Annotated in this window: 18 protein-coding genes; 12 read left to right on the top strand and 6 right to left on the bottom strand. The window is 73.1% G+C overall.

Translation table 11 applies throughout. The features are described from left to right. Window positions 1-216 precede the first annotated feature (216 nt). The 7 genes from BLW78_RS13495 (at window position 217) to BLW78_RS13465 (ending at window position 7,373) form a co-directional block, all read left to right on the top strand. Entirely contained in the window at window positions 217-1,476 is a 1,260-nt protein-coding gene (locus tag BLW78_RS13495) for a hypothetical protein (protein WP_020092350.1), read from the top strand. Next, on the top strand, window positions 1,473-2,114 hold the full coding sequence (locus BLW78_RS13490; protein ID WP_020092351.1) for a hypothetical protein: 642 nt from the start codon (window positions 1,473-1,475) through the stop codon (window positions 2,112-2,114). Before BLW78_RS13495 ends, BLW78_RS13490 begins: the two co-directional genes overlap by 4 nt. Before the next feature lie 233 nt (window positions 2,115-2,347). Next, window positions 2,348-3,199, top strand: coding sequence for an AAA family ATPase (locus tag BLW78_RS13485; RefSeq protein ID WP_091680217.1), 852 nt, complete (start codon window positions 2,348-2,350; stop codon window positions 3,197-3,199). A 64-nt stretch (window positions 3,200-3,263) separates the two neighbouring features. Next, complete coding sequence (locus tag BLW78_RS13480) at window positions 3,264-4,214, top strand: 3-hydroxyacyl-CoA dehydrogenase family protein (RefSeq protein ID WP_091680216.1); 951 nt, start codon at window positions 3,264-3,266, stop codon at window positions 4,212-4,214. Continuing rightward, window positions 4,211-4,969: an SDR family NAD(P)-dependent oxidoreductase gene (locus BLW78_RS13475; protein ID WP_091680214.1), complete on the top strand. Its 759-nt coding sequence runs from the start codon at window positions 4,211-4,213 to the stop codon at window positions 4,967-4,969. Before BLW78_RS13480 ends, BLW78_RS13475 begins: the two co-directional genes overlap by 4 nt. Before the next feature lie 18 nt (window positions 4,970-4,987). Further along, window positions 4,988-5,875 carry a beta-keto acid cleavage family enzyme gene (locus tag BLW78_RS13470; protein WP_091680213.1) on the top strand — a complete coding sequence of 296 codons (888 nt, stop codon included), beginning with the start codon at window positions 4,988-4,990 and terminating at the stop codon, window positions 5,873-5,875. A 268-nt stretch (window positions 5,876-6,143) separates the two neighbouring features. Continuing rightward, window positions 6,144-7,373: an ABC transporter substrate-binding protein gene (locus BLW78_RS13465; RefSeq protein ID WP_091680211.1), complete on the top strand. Its 1,230-nt coding sequence runs from the start codon at window positions 6,144-6,146 to the stop codon at window positions 7,371-7,373. Window positions 7,374-7,531: 158 nt separating this feature from the next. Here the strand turns inward: BLW78_RS13465 and BLW78_RS13460 are convergent, their stop codons facing one another. Beyond that, window positions 7,532-8,401, bottom strand: a complete 870-nt coding sequence (locus tag BLW78_RS13460) for an aldo/keto reductase family oxidoreductase (protein WP_091680210.1) — start codon at window positions 8,399-8,401, stop codon at window positions 7,532-7,534. Window positions 8,402-8,493: 92 nt separating this feature from the next. On the opposite strand from BLW78_RS13460, the gene BLW78_RS13455 reads away from it, so the two are divergent. After that, complete coding sequence (locus BLW78_RS13455; RefSeq protein ID WP_091680208.1) at window positions 8,494-9,414, top strand: LysR family transcriptional regulator; 921 nt, start codon at window positions 8,494-8,496, stop codon at window positions 9,412-9,414. Here the strand turns inward: BLW78_RS13455 and BLW78_RS13450 are convergent. The 3 genes from BLW78_RS13450 to BLW78_RS13440 all read right to left on the bottom strand — a co-directional run bounded on the left by BLW78_RS13450 (window position 9,398) and on the right by BLW78_RS13440 (window position 15,380). Continuing rightward, on the bottom strand, window positions 9,398-12,559 hold the full coding sequence (locus BLW78_RS13450) for an autotransporter domain-containing protein (protein ID WP_091680206.1): 3,162 nt from the start codon (window positions 12,557-12,559) through the stop codon (window positions 9,398-9,400). The genes BLW78_RS13455 and BLW78_RS13450 overlap by 17 nt on opposite strands. Before the next feature lie 411 nt (window positions 12,560-12,970). Further along, on the bottom strand, window positions 12,971-14,749 hold the full coding sequence (locus tag BLW78_RS13445; RefSeq protein WP_091680204.1) for a methanol/ethanol family PQQ-dependent dehydrogenase: 1,779 nt from the start codon (window positions 14,747-14,749) through the stop codon (window positions 12,971-12,973). A 34-nt stretch (window positions 14,750-14,783) separates the two neighbouring features. Further along, entirely contained in the window at window positions 14,784-15,380 is a 597-nt protein-coding gene (locus BLW78_RS13440) for an LOG family protein (protein ID WP_091680202.1), read from the bottom strand. A gap of 227 nt (window positions 15,381-15,607) precedes the next feature. Here BLW78_RS13440 and BLW78_RS13435 point away from each other — a divergent pair, with 227 nt between their 5' ends. Beyond that, the gene (locus tag BLW78_RS13435; RefSeq protein ID WP_091680200.1) at window positions 15,608-17,104 is read left to right on the top strand and encodes a LysM peptidoglycan-binding domain-containing protein; all 1,497 of its coding nucleotides are present in this window, start codon (window positions 15,608-15,610) and stop codon (window positions 17,102-17,104) included. 10 nt (window positions 17,105-17,114) lie between these two features. Here BLW78_RS13435 and BLW78_RS13430 read toward each other — a convergent pair whose 3' ends face one another. Further along, on the bottom strand, window positions 17,115-18,449 hold the full coding sequence (locus tag BLW78_RS13430; protein WP_091680198.1) for an aminotransferase-like domain-containing protein: 1,335 nt from the start codon (window positions 18,447-18,449) through the stop codon (window positions 17,115-17,117). A gap of 104 nt (window positions 18,450-18,553) precedes the next feature. On the opposite strand from BLW78_RS13430, the gene BLW78_RS13425 reads away from it, so the two are divergent. The 3 genes from BLW78_RS13425 (at window position 18,554) to BLW78_RS13415 (ending at window position 21,067) form a co-directional block, all read left to right on the top strand. Next, a complete protein-coding gene (locus tag BLW78_RS13425) occupies window positions 18,554-18,748 on the top strand; it encodes a DUF1127 domain-containing protein (RefSeq protein WP_020092364.1) in 195 nt (64 codons plus the stop codon). A gap of 87 nt (window positions 18,749-18,835) precedes the next feature. Continuing rightward, the gene (locus BLW78_RS13420; RefSeq protein WP_091680197.1) at window positions 18,836-20,758 is read left to right on the top strand and encodes an ABCB family ABC transporter ATP-binding protein/permease; all 1,923 of its coding nucleotides are present in this window, start codon (window positions 18,836-18,838) and stop codon (window positions 20,756-20,758) included. Between the two features lie 72 nt (window positions 20,759-20,830). Continuing rightward, window positions 20,831-21,067 carry a DUF6894 family protein gene (locus tag BLW78_RS13415; protein WP_091680195.1) on the top strand — a complete coding sequence of 79 codons (237 nt, stop codon included), beginning with the start codon at window positions 20,831-20,833 and terminating at the stop codon, window positions 21,065-21,067. A gap of 60 nt (window positions 21,068-21,127) precedes the next feature. Here the strand turns inward: BLW78_RS13415 and BLW78_RS13410 are convergent, their stop codons facing one another. After that, window positions 21,128-22,033, bottom strand: coding sequence for an NAD(P)-dependent oxidoreductase (locus BLW78_RS13410; protein WP_091680193.1), 906 nt, complete (start codon window positions 22,031-22,033; stop codon window positions 21,128-21,130). Between the last annotated feature and the right edge of the window lie 565 nt (window positions 22,034-22,598).

The raw sequence follows: 22,598 nt of genomic DNA, 5'->3' as shown, positions 1-22,598 counted from the left end.
CGGCCGCGATCGACCCCGCGGATGTGCGTTCCGACACAAGCCGGATACAGGCGCGGGTGAGACATTTCGGTCACCGGCACGCGGGATGCGGACGGCATCCAAAGGAGGCATGCGGTGAAGGCGTGCAACGCGGCCCAAAATCGGCACAATGCGCGCATACACGCCTGAGTTAACCGGGGGTTAAGCTCGGCCGGGCTCGGCCCGGAACTGGACCGGATGGATGCGACGAGGCCGATGATCTCCATCAAATCGATATTTGCCGGTCCGGCAGCGCCCCCCAGCCGCGACCTCGAGCGCGAGAAGCGCGAGTGGAAGCTCGAGTCGGACCGCTGGCGGCACCAGCGCCACGTCGAGAAGGGCTACCGCATCAAGTGGGGCTACGTGGCGATCGCGTACCTCGTCGAGTTCATGGTGATCGGCGCCTCGCTCTGGGGCGCGTGGCTGTTCGCGGGCGTCTACAGCGACGGCGACTGGCACGCCTTCTACTTCATGCTGCTGGCGCCGCTGGTCTACGCCGCGGTCGAGCTGTGCCGCGTGCCGCTCGGCATCCTGGCCCGGACCCAGCGCTCCTACTTCGTGCGCGGCCTCGCCGTGCTGGGCATCATCTTCGCGGCGGGCGTGACCACCAAGTCGGTGTCGCAGCTCGGCGAGATGATGTTCCATCCCCGCCTGATGGAGGCGGCCCGGACCAAGACCGCCCTGAAGGACGCCCAGGCCGACCGCGCCACGATCGGCGACCGGATCAAGGCGGCCGACGAGCGCGTGGCGCAGTACACGGCCGAGCTCGACCAGATCGAGAAGCGCTCCGCCGACAACGCCCAGCAGCTCGCCGGCCTCCCGGCCCAGCGCTGCGAGCGGGTCTTCGGCACCAACAGCAAGGGCCGGAAGTACCAGAACCTGAAATGCGTGGCCGATCCCCGCGTCGCCGCCCTGTCGCAGGGCGTCGCCAAGGCGTCCGCCGACCGCGCCGGGATGATCAAGGACCTGGAGGAGGCCCGCAAGGCGCGCGCCGCCCTCGATCCGGGCGCCGCCGACCGGCGCGTGGCCGACGCCGAGCAGGGCTACCGGAACGCGGTCAACCGGTCGCAGCTCCACTCCTTCACCGCCATGGTCTACGGCGTCGACCCGATCGACGTGACCGAGAGCCAGGTCCACGCCTTCCTGCGGATCTTCGTGTTCCTGCCCGCGGTCTGCGCCGCCTTCGCGTCGACGATCCTGGCGCTCTGCGCGGTCTCGACCCGCCGGACCTTCATGGACGAGGACGATCTCGGCGCCGCCGTGAACCCGGAGGCGGCCCCCTACATGCTCGACGCGATCGCCGACGCCCTGCGCTCGCACCCCGAGCCGATCCTGCCGCGCGCCGCCAACGCGTCGGGCGCGGTGATCCCGATGAACCGGCCGGCCCAGGGCCAGCAGGCGCTGCCGAACCAGACCCATCCGGGCCCGACCCTCCCTGCCGCTGGAGCCGGCGCATGAACTACGTCGCGAGCGGGACCCCCGAGAACATCGCCCTCGCCCAGCAGGTGAATTCCCGCCTGCGGGCGGATTCGAGCTACGTCGCGGCCCGGGCCTTCCTGTTCCGGGCGCTGGGCTTCGGCGCCTTCGCGTGCCTCGCGGGCATCGGCGTCGGCGCGGCGGCCTACGGCTGGGCGACGCTGAACCAGTTCGACACCGCCGCCGAGAAGATCGCCGCCGCCATGCAGGCGGCGCTGTCGGACGTGACCCTGAAGACCAAGGGCGAGGTCACGCTCACCGACAACACCCTCAAGCTCGAGGGCCTGCCCAAGGCGCCGGCGACGCCGACGCCCACCAAGGCGCAGCTCGGCAACGACGCCGCCCCGGCCTCCAAGGCCGCGGTGAACACGACCTTCACGGTGTTCAAGCAGGTGCCCTACCTCGACGGGCAGATCGTGACCGGCTGGAACTTCAAGGACAGCGCCGAGCAGCCCTACCAGCAGTACTGCTACTTCTCCCGCCGCTCCAACGAGGCGAAGGGCCAGGTCGAGATCAAGATCGACCTCGCCATGGACGGCAAGACCCTGCCGCAGCCGCAGAAGTCGGACGTCAACCTCGAGATCCTCGCCCGGAACTGCGTCTGGCACGAGAAGGGCTGAGATCGCTCGCGGCGCCACCGTCCTTGCGAGCGAAGCGAAGTGACCCAGGGTAGCGCCACGCCTTCGGACGTCCCGCTGCTCTGGGTCACTTCGCTTCGCTCGTGATGACGGCGTGGACCATCGGGCGGGCGCATCAGCCGGCACCGACTGGGACGGCCGGACGGGGACGGCGCTTGCGGCCCGGCGGCGCGGCGCGCTACCCCTTGGCCCGAGCCCCTCTCTCCGAGACCGCGATGCGCTTTTCCGGAACCGAGACCTACGTCGCGACCCCCGACCTCACCGCGGCGGTCAACGCCACCGTGGTCCTGGAGCGGCCGCTCCTCGTGAAGGGCGAGCCCGGGACCGGCAAGACCGTGCTGGCCGAGGAGATCGCCAAGGGCTTGGGCGCGCCGCTGATCGTCTGGAACATCAAGTCGACCACCAAGGCGCAGCAGGGGCTCTACGAGTACGACGCGGTCTCGCGCCTGCGCGACTCCCAGCTCGGCGACCCCCGGGTCTCGGACATCTCCAACTACATCCGGCGCGGCAAGCTCTGGGAGGCGTTCACCGCGCCCGAGCGCCCGGTCCTGCTCATCGACGAGATCGACAAGGCCGATATCGAGTTCCCCAACGACCTGCTGACCGAACTCGACCGGATGGAGTTCCACGTCTACGAGACCGGCGAGACCGTGAAGGCCGTGCGCCGGCCGATCGTGATCATCACGTCGAACAACGAGAAGGAGCTGCCGGACGCGTTCCTGCGCCGCTGCTTCTTCCACTACATCAAGTTCCCCGACGCCGAGACGCTGCAGCGCATCGTCGACGTCCACTATCCGGGCATCAAGCACCGCCTCGTCGAGGAGGCCCTTCGGACCTTCCTGGCGATGCGCGAGGTCCCGGGCCTCAAGAAGAAGCCCTCGACCTCGGAGCTGCTCGACTGGCTGAAGCTCCTCGTCTCCGAGGACATCGCCCCCGAGACCCTGCGCGAGCAGGACGGCCGCAAGCTGATCCCGCCGCTGCACGGGGCGCTGCTGAAGAACGAGCAGGATGTCAGCCTGTTCGAGAAGCTGGCCTTCATGATGCGCCGGGACCAGCGCGGCGGCTGAGGCCGGACGGACGACCCGAGGATTCCCGCGAGAGGAGCCCGGGGCAGGGACAGGAGCGTGCGGCATGGGCGAGATCGCGATCGTCGGCGGCGGCGTGATGGGGCACGGCATCGCCCTGGTGCTGGCGCTCGCCGGCCACGGCGTGCGGATCACCGACACGCGGCCCGAGACCCGGGCGCGGATCCCCGGCCTGATGGAATCCGCCCTCGCGACCCTGCGGGAGGCCGGCGCCGTCCCGGAGGGCTGGGATGCCGCGCGGCTGGCCCTGGCCGTCCGGGTCGAGGCGGCGCTCGACGCGGCGGTCTCGGGCGCCGGCCTCGTGATCGAGGCGATCACCGAGAACCCGGAGGCCAAGCGTGCGCTCTTCTCCGAGCTGGACCGGCTCTGCCCGGCCGACGCGATCCTCGCCAGCAACACCAGCTACCTCGACGTCTTCCCGCTGATCCCGGAAGCCCGGCAGGCGCGGGCGCTGATCCTGCACTGGTACACGCCGCCCTACATCGTCGACCTCGTCGACGTGGTGCCGGGGCCCGGCACGGACCCGGCAGTCGTCGCCGCCATGGCCGACCTCGTGCGCGGCCTGGGCCAGGTCCCGATCGTGCTGAAGCGCTTCATCCCCGGCTACGTCGCCAACCGCATCCAGCAGGCGATCAGCGCCGAGGTGTTCCGGCTCCTCGACGAGGACGTCGCCGCGCCGCGGGACATCGACGACGCGATCGTCCACGGGCTCGCCTTGCGCATCCCGATCCTCGGCCACCTCGCCAAGGCCGACTTCACCGGGCTGGAGCTGACGCAGCGGGCGCTGGCCAACGGCAGCTACGCGCCGCCGCCGCCGCGCACCCGCTCCGAGACCCTCGACGCCCTCTGCGCCGCCGGCCGGACCGGGGTGATGGCCGGCAAGGGCTATTTCGACTGGGGCGGGCGGCCGCCGGAAGAGCTGTTCCGCGAGCGCGACCGCAAGCTCCTGGCGCTCAAGGCGGCGATGGCCGGGATCGGCCGGATGGAGGGATCATGATCGGAGCGGACCTGTCCGGACGGCGCGTCCTCGTCACCGGAGCCTCGTCGGGGATCGGGCTCGCGACCGTCGCGATCTTCGCCCGCAACGGCGCCACCGTGGCGCTGAACCACCTGCCGGACGATCCCCGCGGCCCCGAAGAGGCCGCCCGACTCGCCGGAGCCGGATTCTCGGTGATCGCGCTGCCCGGCGACGTGTCGCGGGCGGGCGAGGCCGAGGCGATGGTTGCGGCCGGCATCGACCGGCTCGGTGGCCTCGACGTGCTCGTCAACAATGCCGGCACGTCGGGCACGACCACGCCCATCGCCTTCGAGGACCTCGACGCGATGACCGAGGATTTCTGGGCCACGATCCTGGCGACCAACCTGCTCGGGCCGTTCCGCTGCGCGAAGGCCGCGGCCGCGAACCTCAAGGCGAGCCGCGGCGCCATCGTCAACACCGCGTCGGTGGCCGGCCTCGGGCGGCGCGGCTCGTCGGTCGCCTACTCGGCGAGCAAGGCCGGACTGATCAACCTGACCCGGAGCCTCGCCCGGGCGCTGGCGCCGGACGTGCGCGTCAACGCGGTGGCGCCCGGCCTCGTCGCCACGCCCTGGACCGAGCCCTGGTCGGAGGAGCGCAAGGCCTCGACCGTGGGGCGCACCATGCTCGGCCGCATGGCCCGCCCGGAGGACATCGCCGAGACGATCTTCTTCCTGGGCGCGGGCGCGGCCTACATCACGGGCGAGACCATCACGGTCGACGGCGGAGCGATCTGACGCGCGGGGAGCACACACATGGCGAGCACCACCGTCATCACCTGCGCCCTCACGGGCTCCTTCGACACGCCGCGGAAGAACCCGGCCGTGCCGGTGAGCCCGGAGGCCATCGCGCAGTCAGCCCTCGAGGCCGCCGCCGCCGGGGCGGCCGTGGTCCACATCCACGTCCGCGACCCCGAGACGGCCGCGCCGAGCATGGAGCTCGCCCATTACCGCGAGGTGGTGGAGCGGATCCGCGAGAAGAACGACGCCGTGATCCTCAACCTGACCACGGGGGCGGGGGGCCGGTTCGTGCCGGGCGACCCCGACCCGTCGGTCGCCGGCCCGGGCACGACCTTCGTGGGACCGGAGGCCCGCACCCGGCATGTCGGCGCGCTGCGGCCGGAGATCTGCACCCTCGACATCGCCACGATGAATTTCGGCGAGCACCTGTTCCTCAACACCCCCGGCCACCTGCGGGCGATGGCGGGGCACATCCGCGACGCGGGCGTGAAGCCCGAGATCGAGGTGTTCGATCTCGGCCAGATCGAGCTGGCCCGGCACCTGATCGCCGAGGGGCATCTGGCGCGCCCGCCGCTGTTCCAGATCTGCCTCGGCATCCCCTGGGGGGCGCCCGCGACGCCGGAGGCCCTCGTGGCGATGCGCGCCCGACTGCCGGAGGACGCGGTCTGGTCGGCCTTCGGCATCGGCCGGGAGGAGTTCCCGATCCTCGCGGTCGCCGCCGGCATGGGCGGCAATGTCCGGGTCGGCCTGGAGGACAACCTGTACCTGTCCCGCGGGCAGCTCGCGCCGAGCAACGCCGCCCTGGTGGAGAAGGCGGTGAGCCTGCTGGCCCACATCGACCGCGAGCCGGCCACGCCCGATCAGGCGCGGGCGATCTTCGGTCTGGCGCCACGGGGCGGTTGAGAGGCCGATCGCCGCCGCTCACCCGTCATCGCGCGCTCAGCGAAGCGACCCAGGGCAGCGCGACCTCGGCGAGCGTGGTGCTGCTGGATTGCTTCGCTCCGCTCGCAAAGACGGCGGTGCCGTCTCGGGCGGGGAGGGCTGCCCCTGACGGATCGCCGGCATCCTCACGCGCACCCGTTTCAGCCGCGGACCGCCACGGATACTCTGCCTTCGGAAACATTCCGAGCGGCGATCAACGCCGCCGGGTGGACACGACAGGGAGAGAGACATGACGCTCCGCCACCGCGCCGCGGCGCTGCTCGGGAGCTTGTGCGCGTTCGGCGCCGGCGCGGCGCTCGCGGCCGACCTCGTGCCGGTGAAGATCGGCGTGCTGAACGACCGCTCCGGCGTCTACTTCGACTCCACCGGCGAGGGCTCGGTGGTGGCCGCCCGCATGGCGGTCGAGGACTTCAAGCCGGAGGAACACGGGCTGAAGGTCGAGGTCGTCGCCGCCGACCACCAGAACAAGCCCGATGTCGGCGCCTCGATCACCCGGCAATGGTACGACCGCGACGGCGTCGACGCGGTGTTCGACGTGCCGACCTCCTCGGTGGCGCTCGCCATCGCGCAGATCACCAAGGAGAAGAACAAGGCGTTCATCAACTCGGGCGGCGGCACCGCCGACCTCACCGGCCCGGCCTGCACGCCCAACACCGTGCACTGGACCTACGACACCGCGGCGCTGGCCAACGGCACCGGCAAGGCCATCCTCAAGCGCGGCGGCAAGTCCTGGTACTTCATCACCGCCGACTACGCCTTCGGCCTCGCCCTGGAGCGCGACACCAAGGCGGTGGTGGAGAAGAACGGCGGCAAGGTCGTCGGCGGCGTGCGCACGCCGTTCCCGAACCCGGACTTCTCCTCGTTCCTGCTCCAGGCCCAGGCCTCGGGCGCGCAGGTGATCGGGCTCGCCGATGCCGGGCTCGACGCCGCCAACGCCATCAAGCAGGCGCACGAGTTCGGCATCCGCCAGGGCGGCCAGACGCTCGCCGCCCTGCTGATCGCCATCACCGACATCCACTCGCTGGGCCTGGACGTGGCGCAGGGCCTCGCCTTCACCGCCTCGTTCTACTGGGACCTCAACGACGGCACCCGGGCCTTCGCGGAGCGGTTCGAGAAGCGCATGCCCGGCAAGAAGCCGACCTCGTACCAGGCGGGCGTCTACGCCAGCACGCTGCACTACCTGAAGGCGGTGGCGGCCCTGCACTCGGCCAAGGACGGCGCCGCCGTGGTCGCCAAGATGAAGGAGATGCCGACCGACGACCCGCTGTTCGGCAAGGGCACGATCCGGCCGGACGGGCGCAAGATCCACCCGATGTACCTGTTCGAGGCCAAGGCGCCGTCCGAGTCGAAGGGCGCGTGGGATCTCTACAAGGTGCTGGAGACGATCCCGGCCGAGCAGGCCTTCCGCCCGATGAGCGAGGGCGGCTGCCCGATGGTGGCCGGCATGACGGCGAAGTAGGCCTCGGGTCGCTCCTTTCCGCACCGCCGTCCTTGCGAGCGGAGCGAAGCGATCCAGACGGCGCGACGCCGACCGTCGTCGCGCTGCCCTGGGTCACGTCGCTGCGCTCGCGATGACGGTGAGGGAGCTCCCAACCGAAGCGTCCGGACGGAAACCGTTCACGCCGCCCCGATCCGATCCAGCGCCGCCATCGCCTCATCCGGGAGCGCGAGCGTGGCCGCCGCGAGGTTCTCGCGGAGGTGGCCGAGGGACGACGTCCCCGGGATCAGCAGGATGTTGGGCGACCGGCGCAGCAGCCACGCCAGCGCCACCTGCATGGGCGTCGCGCCCAGCCCGGCCGCCACCGCCGACAGGGTGTCCGACTGCAGCGGGCTGAACCCGCCCAGGGGGAAGAACGGCACGTAGGCGATCCCGGCCGCCGCGAGGTCGTCGACGAAGGCGTCGTCGCCCCGATGGGCGAGATTGTACTGGTTCTGCACGCAGACGATGTCGGTGATCCGCCGCCCATCCGCGACCTGCCGGGGCGTCGCGTTGCTCAGGCCGATCCGGCGGATCAGTCCCTGGCGCTGAAGATCCGCCAGCACGGTGAGCGGCGCCTCGATCGAGCCTTCCGCGGGGCCGTGGACGTCGAACATCAGGCGCAGGTTGACCACGTCGAGCACGTCGACGCCGAGGTTGCGCAGGTTGTCGTGGACCGCCCGGGCGAGGTCCTCGGCCGAGAAGGCCGGGTTCCACGAGGCGTCGGCCCCGCGCGTGGCGCCGACCTTGGTGACGATCACGAGCCCGTCCGGGTAGGGGTGCAGCGCCTCGCGGATGATCTGGTTGGTGACGTGCGGCCCGTAGAAGTCGCTCGTGTCGATGTGGTCGACCCCCGCCGCCACGGCCGCGCGCAGCACCGCGACCGCGGCCGCGCGGTCCTTGGGCGGCCCGAACACGCCCGGCCCGGCGAGCTGCATGGCCCCGTAGCCCAGGCGCTTCACGGTGCGGTCGCCGAGTTGGAAGGTCTCGGCCTGCGCGAGATCGGTCATGGCAAATCTCCTGTTGGCGCTCCGGATGTAGACGCCACGCTTTGCGCCGATAAGCCGTGACAATCGGCACGGGCCGTGCGGATTCTCGAACGATGACCCAGGATCTCACGGACCTCGCCGCCTTCGTGACCGTGGCGCGGGCCGGCGGTTTCCGCGAAGGCGCCCGCGCCGGCGGCGGCAGCGCGTCGCGCCTCAGCGAGGCGGTGCGCCGGCTGGAGGCGGGCCTGGGGGTGCGCCTCCTGAACCGCACCACCCGCAGCGTCGCGCCGACCGAGGCGGGGGCCCGCCTGCTGGAGCGGCTCGGGCCGGCCCTCGCCGAGGTGGAATCCGCCCTCGACGTGGTGAACGGGTTCCGCGACCGTCCCGCGGGCACGCTCCGGCTCAACGTGCCGCTGAGCGCTGCCCGGCTGGTGCTGCCGGCCCTCGTGCCGCCCTTCCTGGCGGCCTACCCGGAGATCCGCCTGGAAGTGGTGGTCGAGGACGGGTTCGTGGACGTGCTGGCGGCGGGCTGCGATGCCGGCATCCGCTACGACGAGCGGCTGGAGCAGGACATGATCGCCGTGCCGATCGGCCCGCGGCGGCAGCGCTTCGCCACCGCGGCATCCCCGGCCTATCTCGAGAAGCGCGGCCGGCCGGACCATCCGCGGGACCTCCTCGACCATGTCTGCCTGCTCGGCCGCTTCCCCAGCGGCGCCCTGACGGCGCCGTGGGAGTTCGAGCGCGACGGCGACATCGTCCGGGTGGACCCGTCCGGCCCGCTGATCGTGCGGGTCGCCGCCAGCGACCTCGCGGTCGAGGCGGCGGTCGCCGGCACCGGGATCGTCCACCTGTTCGAGGACTGGCTGCGGCCGCAGCTCGCGAGCCGGGCCCTGGAGCCGGTGCTGGAGCCCTGGTGGCAGGTCTTCTCCGGCCCGTTCCTCTACTATCCCGGCCGGCGGCACCTGCCGGCGCCGCTGCGCGCCTTCGTGGACTTCGTCGGCGCGCAGGCGTCGCGCGCTAGAACCGCAGGGTGAAGCGGCCCGTCACGGCCTGGTCCTGGGCGCGGGCTCCGGTCTGGCCCGTGTAGGCCACGCCCAGGCTCGCGTCCGGCGCCACCGCCAGGTCCAGGCCCACCTGCGCCACCAGCGCGTCCCGGGCGATCGGCACGCCCGCGCTCAGGAAGGCCGGGCCGCCCGCCCCGAAGGCCAGCAGAGCCGTCGGCACGACGTCGCCGAACGCGCGCCGGTAGCCGACGAGACCGCGCAGCGTCACCGGCAGGCCGAGGCCCAGGTCCAGGCGCGCCTGCGCCCGCACGCCCACCGTCGCCGCGCCGAGGTCGTAGTCCCGCGCGAAGCTCGCCAGCGCCGCCGCGCCCCCGGCCTCCGCGAAGGCGCCGCGCCGGATGCCGACATAGGCCCCGCCCGCGAACGGCTCGACGAAGCGCGCCGCCGGCGTGCCCAGCGCGATCCTCCAGCCGATCTCGCCGAAGCCCTGCACCGTGGAGCCGCCGCCGTGCCCGCTCAGCGTGTCGGACAGGCCGTATAGCACCGCGCGGCGGGTGCGCGCGTCCGTGTCGGCGTAGAGCGCGCCGAGCCGCAGCGACAGCGGGCCGAGCTCGTAGCCGCCGTACAGGCCGCCGAACCCGCTCCTGAGCGTCGCGCTCTCCGCCCGGCTCGCGCCGCCCGCCCGGCCGGCGCTGTCGAGGAAGGCCTCCGTGTAGCCCCCGGCCGCGCCGAAGCGCAGCCCGCTGGGGAGCCGCACGTCCGCGCCGGCCGCGAAGCCGGCGATCTGCCGGTCGAGGTCGAACGCGTTGCCGCCGCCATCGGCCGTGCCGAGTGCGCCGAAGCCCTGGCCCCAGAGCCCGAACACCTGCGGGTCGAGGGTGCGCACCGGCACGGTCGCCACCACCGGGGCCCGGCCGGGCAGGTCGGCCGCGTCGGCGGCCGGCAGGGCGCCGGCGTCGAGCCCGGCACCGGGATCGCCCCAGCGCAGGCGGTCGAGCACCGCCTCGCGCACGAAGAAGGCGGTCTCGTAGGCGGTGGACACGGTGCCGGCGTGGATGTCGCCGGCCAGCGCCCGGAAGCCGCTGCCGGCCTCGTTGGCCGTGAAGGCGACCGCCGCGTCGTAGAGCCGGCCGGCGCCGATCGCCTGGATCGCGTTGGCGGCGGCCGCGCCGTTGCGCGAGGTAGCGCTGGCGGCGAAGGGCACGTCGTTGCGGGTGAGCGTCAGGTCGACCGCGTCGGTCCGGTAGCGCAGGCCCGGGGTGAGGAAGGCGAGGTTCGCGGTCACGCCGGCGAACCGGCCGGAGACGCCGCCGGCGGCGGAGAGGATCGTGTAGGTGGTGCGCGGGTTGTAGGCGCCGGAGGCGGCGCGCACCTGGACGGTGCCGCCCGACAGGGTGGCGGTGCCGGTGGCGGCGATCCGGTCGGCCCGGCCGGCGGCGTCGGCCTCGACCCGGTAGGTCGAGCCCGGCGCGAAGCCGACGTTGCCGGCGACCGTGAGCGTGCCGATGGAATTGCCCGGCGCCACCGTGGCGCCCGCGAGCGCGACGATCCCGCCCAGCGTGCCCGAGCCGCCGAGCTCGGCCCCCGGCAGCACCGACACGACCGAGTGGGCGAGGCCGCCATTCACGACGAGCCGACCGGCCTGCACCGCGGTGGCGCCCGTCAGCGTGCTGAGCCCGGTGAGCGTGAGGGTGCCCGCCCCGGTCTTGGTGAGGGTCCCGGAGCCCGAGACGGCGTTGGCCAGCGTCCCGTCGGTCGATTGATCCACGACGAGCGCCGCGTCGTCGACGATGGCGCCCGTGCCGAAGGCGCCGGCATGGCCGACGAGCGTCCCGCCGCCGATCGTCGTGCCGCCCGCGTAGGTGTTGGCGCCGGTCAGGACCAGCGTCCCGCTGCCGAGCTTCACGAGGCCGCCCGCGCCGCCGATGTCGTTGCGCCAGACGTCGTAGGCCGAGAACCCGCCCCGGGCCGCGTCCATCGTGACGGTGACCGTGCCGTTAAAGGCGCCGTAGCCGTCGGCGGCGGCGAACAGGTTGATGCGGTCGTAGCCCAGCCCGTTGTCGAGGAAGCCGCCGGAGGGCAGCTCCGTGGTCGCGATCACGTCGCGGCGCTGCGCCGCCGTGAGGTAGGGGAAGCGGGTCGCGAGCAGCGCCTCGGCGCCCGCCGGGACCACCGGCGGACGGTCCGTGGGCCCGACCGGCGGCAGGCCGTAGGTCAGGCGCGCCGTGTAGGCGGCCTTGTTGCGCGCGTAATCGGAGAACCGGTCGGTGGCCGGATCCACGGGCGCGTGGGCGCACCGCTCCAGCGGGCCGCCGCAGGCCTGGCTCAGGTAGCTCTGCGCCTGCGCGAAGGCCTCGCCCAGCAGGGCCGCATTCGCCGGGTCGTTGAGCGCCCGGATGGCGAAGTAGGTCGCCAGCACGCGTCCGCCGATCACGTCGGTGGGCGAGTGCATGCCCGCCTCGATCCGGTTGTCGCCGAGCTCGCTCGCGCGGGTGAGCAGTTCCTGGAACCGTTGCGGGACCGCGTAGGCCAGGGCCAGCGCCGACAGGTAGGCGGCGTTGGTGTGGCCGCTCGGGAAGCCGCCATCCGTCGCGGGGGTCGGGCTCTTCTCCGGCCCAAGGGAGGGCGGCACGACGAGGCCGAGGCCCTGGCCGTCCAGGCTCTGCCGCCAGGGGCGCGGATAGCTATAGGCGTCCTTGGCCGGGCCGGTGGAGGCGTTGGTCCGGAACGCGTTGACCAGCTGCACGACCTTCCCGAGGGGCGACGTCGTCACGCCGGCACCGGTCCCCTGGTCGACGTACTGCACGCGCGACGTGGTCGCGTCGAAGGCCGGGATCGTGGTGGTCGCCCCCGATCCCGCCAGATAGGCCTGGGTCAGCGGCCCGAGGCCGTCGATGACGCTGTAGCTCTGGTTGCGGCGGTCGTCGTAATAGGCGGCGATCTCCTGCGCGCCGGTCCGCTCCCGCGCCCGCTCGGCGACGATCTGGATGTTGCGCAGCAGGAGGGGCGCGCCGAGCGCCGTGGGCGATCCGGTGTCGTAGGTCCGTCCGGGGATCCAGATCCGCCGGAAACCCGACAGGATGTCGACGCCGTTGCCGGCCGTCTGCGCCTGGGCGCCCGGACCGAGCAGCACGACCGCCAGCGCGGCGAGTGAGACCCCATATCCTCGTGTCATGACGCGCTCCCCGACACCGCCCCATCCGGCCGGTCGCGCGCCCCATATCCAAGATCATCGAGGGCAGATCGTCATAGTTCGTTCAAAATCGGACGCATTTTCGATTCGTATCCTCTGAGCAACACTCTGTGAGGCGGCTTATTTTTTATAAATATACTTGATAAGTTAGAATTTTTACTTCTGAATTTGCCCGGCCACCACTTCTGAACGGTCATCGATCGCCGTGAGCGGCGCGGCCGCATCTGGATAGGCCCGCCCGAGACCGGCCACCGGCGCCGGTGGCGGGGTCATGCGGGACAGGAGAGGCGGCCCGGGATGCGTCCAGCCAGACCCGGCGCGGGAGCGCCTCGGAAGGTCAGGGAGATGCCGTGCGAATCGCCCAGCGGCGCGTGCGGACGCAGCCGGGGCGGCTCACTGCGGCAGTTCGAACACCGTGAGCTGCCCGCCCGGCGCCGTGTACTGCGACAGGGCCGCGTAGCCCCCCACCGCCCCCGAACCGTCCGCGGGGTCGGTCAGCCCGGCCGCCAGGCCGATCCCGGCCCAGCCGCCGACCCCGGACAGCACCGCGACGTACTGCTTGCCGCCGTGCAGGTAGGTGGTGACGTTGCCGACGATCCCGGACGGGGTCTTGAACCGGTACAGCTCGTGCCCGTCCCGCGCGTCGACCGCCTTCAGGTAGCCTTCGAGCGTGCCGTAGAAGACCACGTTGCCCGCCGTGGCGAGCGCCCCCGACCAGACCGAGAACGGCTCCGGGATCGTCCAGGCGATCCGGCCCTTCGCGCCGTCCCAGGCGATGAACGCCCCGGTCCGGTCCGAGCCCTCGGGCGGGTGCAGGGTGAGCGTCGCGCCGACATAGGGCTGGCCGGGCGTGTAGGTGACCCGGAACGCCTCGTAATCCATGCACATGTGGTTGGTCGGCACGTAGAACAGCCGCGTCTTGGCCGAGTAGGCGGCCGGCTGCTGGTTCTTGGCTCCGAGCGCCCCGGGACAGATATTTTTGGTTGCTTCGTCCTCGTCGGCCTCGCCGGGAGCGTAGCGCTTGTCGACCACCGGCTTTCCATAATCGGGCGCGGCGGGATCCACGCTGATCCGGCTGGCCCAGTTCACCGTGGGGTCGAACTTCTCCGCCACCAGCAGCGCGCCGGTGGCCCGGTCCAGCGTGTAGCCGAAGCCGTTGCGGTCGAAATGAGTCAGCACCTTCCGGGCGCGGCCGTCGATCACCTGCTCGGTGAGGATCATCTCGTTGACGCCGTCGTAGTCCCACTGGTCGTGGGGGGTCATCTGGTAGACCCAGCGGGCGATGCCCGTATCGGCGTCGCGGGCGATGATCGCCTGCGCCCATCGGTTGTCGCCCGGGCGCTGGTTCGGGTTCCAGGTCGAGGGATTACCGGTGCCGTAATAGACGAGGTTCAGGTCCGGATCGTAGGAGAACCAGCCCCAGCTGCAGGCGCCGCCGGTCCGCCACTGGTCGCCCTCCCAGCTCTTGAGCGAGGAATCGCGGCCGACCGGGCGCCCGAGCTCGGTCGTCGTCTCCGGATCGACCAGCATGTCGGCGTCCGGCCCGGTGGCGTAGGCGCGCCAGAGCCGCCGGCCCGTCGCCTGATCGTAGGCCGTGACGTGGCAGCGCGCCCCGTACTCGCCGCCCGCGAGCCCGACGATGAGCTTGCCGCGCACCGGCAGGACCGTGGCGGTGTTGGTCTCGCCCCGGCCCGGGTCGCCGTTCCTCACCGACCACAGCACCCGGCCGGTCTCGGGGTCGAGCGCCACCACGGTGGTGTCGGCCTGCTGGAGGAACAACCGCCCGTCCGCGTAGGCGAGCCCCCGGGAGACCGTGTCGCAGCACATCACGGCGATGACGCTCGCGTCCTGCCGCGGTGCGTAGCGCCACAGGATCCTCCCGCCCCGGTCGAGGTCGAGGGCGTAGACCACGTTGGGGAACGGCGTGTGCACGAACATCAGGTGTCCGACCACGATCGGCGCACCCTCGTGGCCGCGCAGGACGCCGGTGGAGAAGGTCCAGGCGACCTTCAGGCGCCCGACATTGCCGGCGTCGATCTGGTCGAGGGCCGAGTAGCGGGTGTTGGCGTAGTCCAGGGTCTGCAGGACCGGCGACGGGCCGGCCGCCGCCGCGGAGGCGAGGCCGGCGAGCGGCAGGGCCGCGAGCAGTGAAGCACGCATCGACGCACGCATCCTCGTGATCCTCATCGCCGCGCGGCGCGCGCACCTACATGCGCTGCTGGACGATGTTCTCGGCCTGGGGGTCCGGCTCGTGGCCGGCCGCGCGGAGCATCGGCACCACCTCGGCCGCCTCGCGCGCGACGAGGTAGCTCAGGTCGAGGCCCTCGCGGATGAAGCCGTGGCCGCGCATGTGCTCGAACAGGGCCAGCAGCGGCGCCCAGAACTCCGCCACCGAGACCAGCACCACCGGCTTCCGGTGGCGCCCGAGCTGCGCCCAGGTCAGCTGCTCGACCAGCTCCTCCAGGGTGCCGATGCCGCCCGGCAGGGTCACGAACGCGTCCGAGCGCTCGAACATCAGGCGCTTGCGGGTGTGCATGTCGGAGACCACCACGGTCTCCTGGATGTCCGCCAGCATGTGCTCGCGCGCCTGGAGGAAGTCCGGGATGATGCCGGTGACGTGGCCGCCGGCGGCGAGCGCCGCCCGCGCGACCGTGCCCATCAGCCCGACGTCGCCGCCGCCGTAGACGAGGCCCATCCCGGCCTGCGCGACCGCGGTCCCGAGGGTCTCGGCGGCCTCGCGGAAGGCCGGGTCGCGGCCGAAGCCGGAGCCGCAATAGACACAGACTGTCCTCACCGGAGCCATCCGGCGTCCTCCTCGCGCGTCCGTTGCGAGCCGTCCAGATCGCGCCCCGCGCCCAGCACTCCACGTGCCAAACTGCTGAATTCGCGTGGGATTCACCCGCCTGGGCGGCAGGACGGCTTGGTGTGGGGACCATGTACGGTATTATGGGCGGCGCCGTCGACGGCTTTTCGCGCGGGCGGACGGCCGCCCGCCGGGCGGCGGCAGGATGAGGGGAGGCCTTCGTGGCGATGTCGAGACAGGTGCGGCGCAGTCTCGCCCTGGCGCTGGCCGGCCTTCTCGGCGGACTAGGACTCGTGCTGGCGCTGTTCGGCGGCGACTCCCTGCGGCGGCTCACCGGCCGCGGTGGTCCCGAGCCGTCCGCGTCGTCGGCGCCGAGCGGCAGCCTGCGCAGCCTCGCCGATCCGGGTGCCCTGGCCGGCCGCGCCGACCCGACGATCGACTTCCGCGACGACAAGCCGGGGCGGGCGAGTCCGGCGCCGGGGGAAGGCCCGGTGGCGGCGCTCCCGCAGCCCCCCCGCGCCAGCACCCCCGGGGCGCCGCAGGCCGGCACAGCCGGGGCGCAGCAGGCCGGTCCGGGCCAGGACGCGCGCCTGCCGGATGCGGCCGAGGCGCCGCGCTTCGACATCGTCCGCGTCGAGCCGAACGGCGACGCCGTGGTGGCCGGCCGCGGCGCGCCGGACGCCGCGATCGAGATGCTGGTCGACGGCAAGCCCGTGGCCCGGGCGAAGACCGATTCCAACGGTCAGTTCGCGATCGTGCCGCCGGCCCTGCCGACGGGCGCCAGCACGCTCCGCCTGCGCATGACCGGCGCGGACGGGCGCGCGACCGAGTCGCAGCAGAGCGTCGCGGTGGACGTGGCCCCCGGCCGGGACCGCCAGCCGCTCGTGGCCCTGACCGCCCCGGACGCCGCGACCGTCGTGCTGTCGCAGCCCGGCGCGCCGGGCGCGACGGCCGACGCGAAGGGCGGCGCCAGATCCTCCGGTCCGGCTTCCGAGCCGGGTACCCGGGACGCCGACGCGGCGCGGGCCGGCCGGCCGGCCGGGAGCGGGGAGACCCGCGAGGCCGCGGCGTCCGGGGCGGGGCCGACCCGGATCGCCAGCGTGGACGTGCAGGGGAACGGCCGCCTGTTCGTGACGGCCACCGGCACGCCGGGGGCGCGGATCCAGCTCTACCTCAACGACACGATGATCGCCCCGGGCGGCATCGGGCCGGACGGCCGGGCGACCTTCACGATCGGGCGCGGGATCAAGCCCGGGCAGTACCAGGTGCGAATCGACCAGGTCGATCCGGCCACCGGCAAGGTCGCCAGCCGCGCCGCGGTCCCCCTGTCGGTGCCGGAGCCGACGCAGGTCGCCGCCCGGGAGACCGCCGAGTCCGGACCGTCGCCCGCCCAGAGCGGCGCGCGGGATCGCGCCGGCCCCGATCAGGCCGCGCGCGACGGTGCCGACCGGGACCGGCCGGCCGCGGCCTCGCCGCCGGCCGCCGTCTCGAACCCCCAGGTGGCCGACATGGCGGAGCCGGACCGGGTCGGCGCAGTGTTCGTGCCGGAGATCAGCACCGCCCGGATCACCCGCGGCGACAACCTCTGGCGGATCAGCCAGCGCACCTACGGCCGCGGCGAGCGCTACACGGTGATCTACGACGCCAACCAGAACCAGATCCGCGATCCGGACCTGATCTACCCGGGCCAGATCTTCGTGCTGCCCACCGACAAGCGCGGCTGAGCGGCGCCGCCTACTCCACCACCTGGTCGTCGCCCGCGAAAGCCAGCCGGCGCAGGCCGCGCAGCGCCCGGTCGAGTTCCTCCCGCGACGGCGAGGCCAGGGCGAGGCGCACCGCGTTCGGCGCGTGGCCGGGATGGACCGCGAAGGACGAGGCCGGCAGGAGGGCGATGCCCTGGCGCAGGGCTGCGGCCGCGTAGGCCTCGGCCCGCCACGTCTCGGGCAGTTCCAGCCAGAGGTGGTAGGCCTGCGGATCGCCCACGACCCGCAGGTCGGCGAGCGCGGCCCGGGCGAGGGCCTGCCGGGCCGCGGCGTCCCGGCGCTTGGCCTCGGCCAGCGCCGCCGCCGAGCCCCCCGCCATCCAGTGCATGCCGGCCGCGAGCGACAGGCCGAGCACCGTCCAGGCGCCCTGGCGGACGGAGGCGGCGAGCCGGTCGGTGAGGGCAGGCGGCGCGGCGATCAGGCCGACGGTCAGCGCCGGCATCACCCGCTTCGACAGGCTGTCCACGAAGATCACCCGGTCCGGCGCGAGGCCGGCGAGCGGCGGCGCCTCGGCGAGGAAGCTGTAGACCGCGTCCTCGACGGCGGTGAGCCCGGTCCGCTCCAGCACCTCCGCCAGGGCGGCCCGGCGCGCCGGCCCCATCGTGGCGCCGAGGGGGTTGTGCAGGGTCGGCTGGAGATAGACGCCGCTCAGCGGGGTCGCGCGGTGGGCCTGGAGCAGCGCCTCGGGGCAGACGCCCTCCGCGTCCATGGCGAGCGGGATCAGCGTGATCCCGAGCCGCGCCGCGATGCCCTTCACCCCGGGATAGGTCAGGGGCTCGCAGCCGATCCGCTCGCCGGGCGCAGCCAGGGCCGCCAGGGCGGCGGCCAGCGCCTGCCGGCCGTTGCCGGTGAACAGGATGTCGGCGGGATCGGGGGCGTAGCCCGCCCGCGCCAGGAACCCGGCGGCGATCGCCTGCGCCGAGGGCGTGCCCGCGGGCCCGTACTGGGTGAAGCCGATCTGGCCGTCGTCGCGGGCGAGCGCCGCCAGGGTCTCGGCCAGGACCACCTCCTGCTCGGGCAGGCGCGAGTGGGTCCGCTGCAGGTCGAGGGCGGCCGGGGGCGGCTCCGGGCGGAGCAATCCGGCGCGCCCCGGCTCGCTGCGGACGTAGGTCCCGCGCCCGACCTCGCCGGTCACCAGCCCCCGGCGGGCCAGCTCGGCGTAGACCCGGCTCGCCGTCGAGACCGCGATGCCCCGCGCGTAGGCGAAGTCGCGCTGCGGCGGCAGCCGCGCGCCGGGGCGCAGCCGGCCCGCCGCGATGTCGGCCGCGATCGCGTCGGCGACGGTGCGGTAATCCGCGGGGCGCATAATTGCTCCGAGGTCAATGTTTCAATTGATCCGAGCTTTGTATCGGATCAATGCTCCGCCAGCAATCCCGGCCGGACTGCCTTCCCGCCACCGGATCGTCTGCGATGCAAGCCGTCACCCTGTCCTCCTCGCCCGCCGTCACCCGTCCGACCGCGCGCCCGTCCCTGCTCCGCACGTGGCTGCAGCGGATCCGCACCCGCCGCGCCCTGGCGGCGCTCCACCCCGACCAGGCCCGGGACGCCGGCCTCGAGCCCTGGGACCTGCGCGCCGAGGTCGCGAAGCCGTTCTGGCGAGCGTGAGGCGGGGGCCTGCACGCAGCGCGGGTGCTCCGGCGCGGCAGCGGGCCTATATGCGGGGCCAGGACATCCCGCCCCGCAGAACCCTTCATGACCGACAACACCGCGCCCGCGGCCGGGACGCCGATCCCGGCCGAGCGCCCCGGCCTGATCGCCACCTACCGGCGGCTCTGGCCGCATCTCTGGCCCCACGGCCGGCCCGACCTGCAGCGCCGGGTCTTCCTGGCCTTCGGCCTGCTGCTCGCCGCCAAGCTGGTGACCATGGTGACGCCGTTCACCTTCAAATGGATCACCGACGCGCTGGTCGCGGCGGTCGGCGGCAAGGACGAGGCCGTGCCCACCGGCCTCCTCGCCGCGCCGATGCTGCTGATCGCCCTCTACGGCCTCTCGCGGATCGCCATGTCGGCGCTGACGCAGGTGCGCGACGGGCTGTTCGCCAAGGTGGCGATGCACGCGGTGCGGCGGCTGGCGCTCCAGACCTTCGAGCACATGCACCGCCTGTCCCTGCGCTTCCACCTGGAGCGCAAGACCGGCGGCCTGACCCGGGTGCTGGAGCGCGGCCGCGCCGGCATCGAGGAGCTGTCGCGCCTGATGGTGCTGACCCTGGTGCCGACCATCGTCGAGTTCGTGCTGGTGCTCGGCGTGCTGGCCTACGAGTTCAACTGGACCTACGCGCTGACCGCGTTCCTGACGGTCGCGGCCTACCTAGCCTTCACCTACAAGGCGACCGAGTGGCGGATCGCGATCCGCCGCCGGATGAACGCCTCCGACACCGACGCCAACACCAAGGCGGTCGACTCGCTGCTCAACTATGAGACGGTGAAGTATTTCGGCGCGGAAGCCCGGGAGGCCGGCCGCTACGACGAGTCGATGGCCAAGTACGAGAAGGCCTCGACGCAGACCTACGTGTCGCTGGCGGTGCTCAATGCCGGGCAGGCGGTGATCTTCACGCTCGGCATGACCGTGGTGATGTGGCTCGCGGCGCGCGACATCCTGGCCGGGCGCACGACGATCGGCGGCTTCGTGCTCGCCAACACCATGCTGGTGCAGCTCGCGATGCCCCTCAACTTCATGGGCATGATCTACCGCGAGATCAAACAGGCGCTGATCGACATCGACGACATGTTCCGCATCCTCGGGCAGAACCCCGAGATCGCCGACCGGCCGGGCGCCGCCCCGCTCGCGGTCGCGGGCGGCACGGTGCGGTTCGAGGACGTGCGCTTCGCCTACAATCCCGAGCGGCCGATCCTGCGCGGCGTCACCTTCGAGATCCCGGCGGGCCAGACCGTGGCAGTGGTGGGACCCTCGGGCGCCGGCAAGTCGACGCTCTCGCGCCTGCTGTTCCGGTTCTACGAGCCGCAAGGGGGCCGGATCAGCGTCGACGGGCAGGACATCGCCGCGGTGACGCAGGCCTCGCTCCGGGCGGCGATCGGCATGGTCCCGCAGGACACGGTGCTGTTCAACGACACGATCGGCTACAACATCCGCTACGGCCGGGCCGACGCCACCGACGCGGAGCTGCGGGAGGCGGCCCGCCTCGCCCAGATCGACCGCTTCGTCTCGGGGCTGCCGGAGGGCTACGACACCCCGGTGGGCGAGCGCGGCCTGAAGCTCTCGGGCGGCGAGAAGCAGCGGGTCGCCATCGCCCGCACGATCCTCAAGGCGCCGCCGATCCTGGTCCTCGACGAGGCGACCTCGGCGCTCGACTCCTTCACGGAGGCCGAGATCCAGGCGGCGCTCGACCGGGTCAGCCGCGGCCGGACCACCCTGGTGATCGCCCACCGGCTGTCGACGGTGGTCAACGCCGACGCGATCCTGGTCCTCGACCACGGCCGCATCGTCGAGCGCGGCACCCACGCCGCGTTGCTGGAGGCCGGGGGCGTCTACGCGGCGCTCTGGGACCGCCAGCGGGAGGCCGACGCCGCCCTGGAGGTGCTCCAGCGCGCCGACGCGCCGGTGCTCCCGCCCCGGACGGGCCACGCCGCCGTGCCGGAGACCGAGGCCGCGGAGTGACCGAAAGGCCACACGCGGTCCGCGCAACGCGGCCGGGACGCAACCGGAGGCGGTAAGCGCGGTTCTGCGGTTATGCCGCACTTCTACCTGCACATCCGGGACGGTCAGTGGCTGGTCGAGGATCTCGACGGCGCCGACCTGCCCGACCTCGACGCCGCCCGCACCGAGGCCGAGCGCTCCGCCCGGGCGCTCTTGGAGATCCAGCGGGTCGACGGCGCGGTGCTGGCCGGGCAGGCCTTCGAGATCGCCGACGCGTCGGGTCAGGTCCTGGCGGTCGTGCCGCTGAGGGACGTGCTCGAGCTGCCGTAAGATCCAGGGCGCGGGCGGGCCGGTCGGGATCGACCGCCCGATGGCCGCTACGGCCGGCCCCTACGGCCGCGACCGCACCCGGACCCCGAGCAGGTCCTCGAACGGCAGCACCATGGCGCCCTTGTCCCGGTCGCCGTGGCCCTGGCGCAGGGCGGTCTGGTAGGTGGCGGTGGCGGCCGCCGTGACCGGCATCGGGAAGCCGTTCTCCGCCGCGACCGCCGCGGCGGCGACGAGGTCCTTGTAGGCCGCCCCCATCGGGTAGCCCTCGTCGAACTGGCCCCGGAGGATCCGCGGCACGAAGTACTGCGCCGCGTAGCTCCGGCTCGTGCCCGTCGTGACCACCTGGGCGACCTGATCCGGGTCGAGCCCCATGGCGACGGCCATCGGCAGCACCTCGGCCAGCGCCGCGATGTTGATGTCGTAGAGCACGTTGTTGATCGTCTTGGTGAGCTGGCCGGACCCGGCCGGGCCCATGTGCAGGATTGTCGTGCCGATCCGCTCCAGGAGCGGGCGCACCCGGGCGACCGCCCCGGCCGCGCCGCCGCACATCACGGTGAGCGTCCCGGCCTCGGCGCCGGCCGGCGCGCCGGAGACGGGCGCGTCGACGAAGGCGCGCCCGGTCGCCGCCACGGCGCGGCCGACCGTGAGGGCCTTGGCGTGCGCGATGGTGCTGAGGTCGACCACGACCGCCCCCGGGGCGAGGCGCTCCGCCAGGGCGCCGTCCCCGAGGAGGGCCGCCTCGACGGCGTCGCCGTTCGGCAGGCACAGGAACAGCACGTCGGCGCCGGCGGCCTGGCCGGGATCGGTGGTGGCGACGAGGCCCGGCGCGGCGAGGCCGGCGAGGCGCGCCGGGTCGGTGTCGATCGCGACGAGCGTCTCGGCGTCGGAGCCCCGCTTGGCCGCGAGGTTGCAGGCGATGGGGTGCCCCATCGCGCCGAGGCCGAGGAGGGCGAGGCGCGCGGCCATGCGGGTGTCCCTGTTCCGGGTGTCCGGGCGCCCCCTGTCCGTGCGGGGGAGGCGCCGCGCCAGCATGTCGCCGGACGTGGCCGTCTTCCAGACCCGGCCCTGGAATTGTGGCCGATGGCTTCTCGGCACCGACGTCCTTGCGAGCGGAGCGAAGCGAGCCAGCAGCGCGACGCCTGCCGATATTGCGCGACCCTGGGTCGCTTCGCTCCGCTCGCGATGACGGAGAAGCGCCGTCGAGAGCGGCGCGCGGCTCAGTTTGCCTTGACAATGTTCCTATTTTGTGCTTCCTGACCGCACCTGTCCGCGGCGGCCCGGGAGCGATCCCGGGCCGTCCTTCGGGGGCCCGCCCGGTGGCTGACCGTGCGGGTCCGGGGACGGGGCGGCGCCCGCGTCGGTGGCTCTCAGCCGCCATCGCCCCGGGCGACGGACCGGTGCGGGGCGTGCCTCGGACGCGGGCGTGAGACCGGGCGGCACTGTGCCCGGCGGGGTGAGGAAATGCCCCCGCGCCGACCCGCCTCTGGGCCGACCCTGAGCGACCTGCGGACCCGCCCACTACGAGGCGGGG

It is taken from the genome of Methylobacterium sp. 275MFSha3.1 (genome assembly GCF_900108435.1).
In the GTDB taxonomy this organism is placed as follows: domain Bacteria; phylum Pseudomonadota; class Alphaproteobacteria; order Rhizobiales; family Beijerinckiaceae; genus Methylobacterium.
The sequence above is the reverse complement of the archived record's forward strand: the minus strand, read 5'-3'. Positions and strand labels throughout refer to the sequence as shown.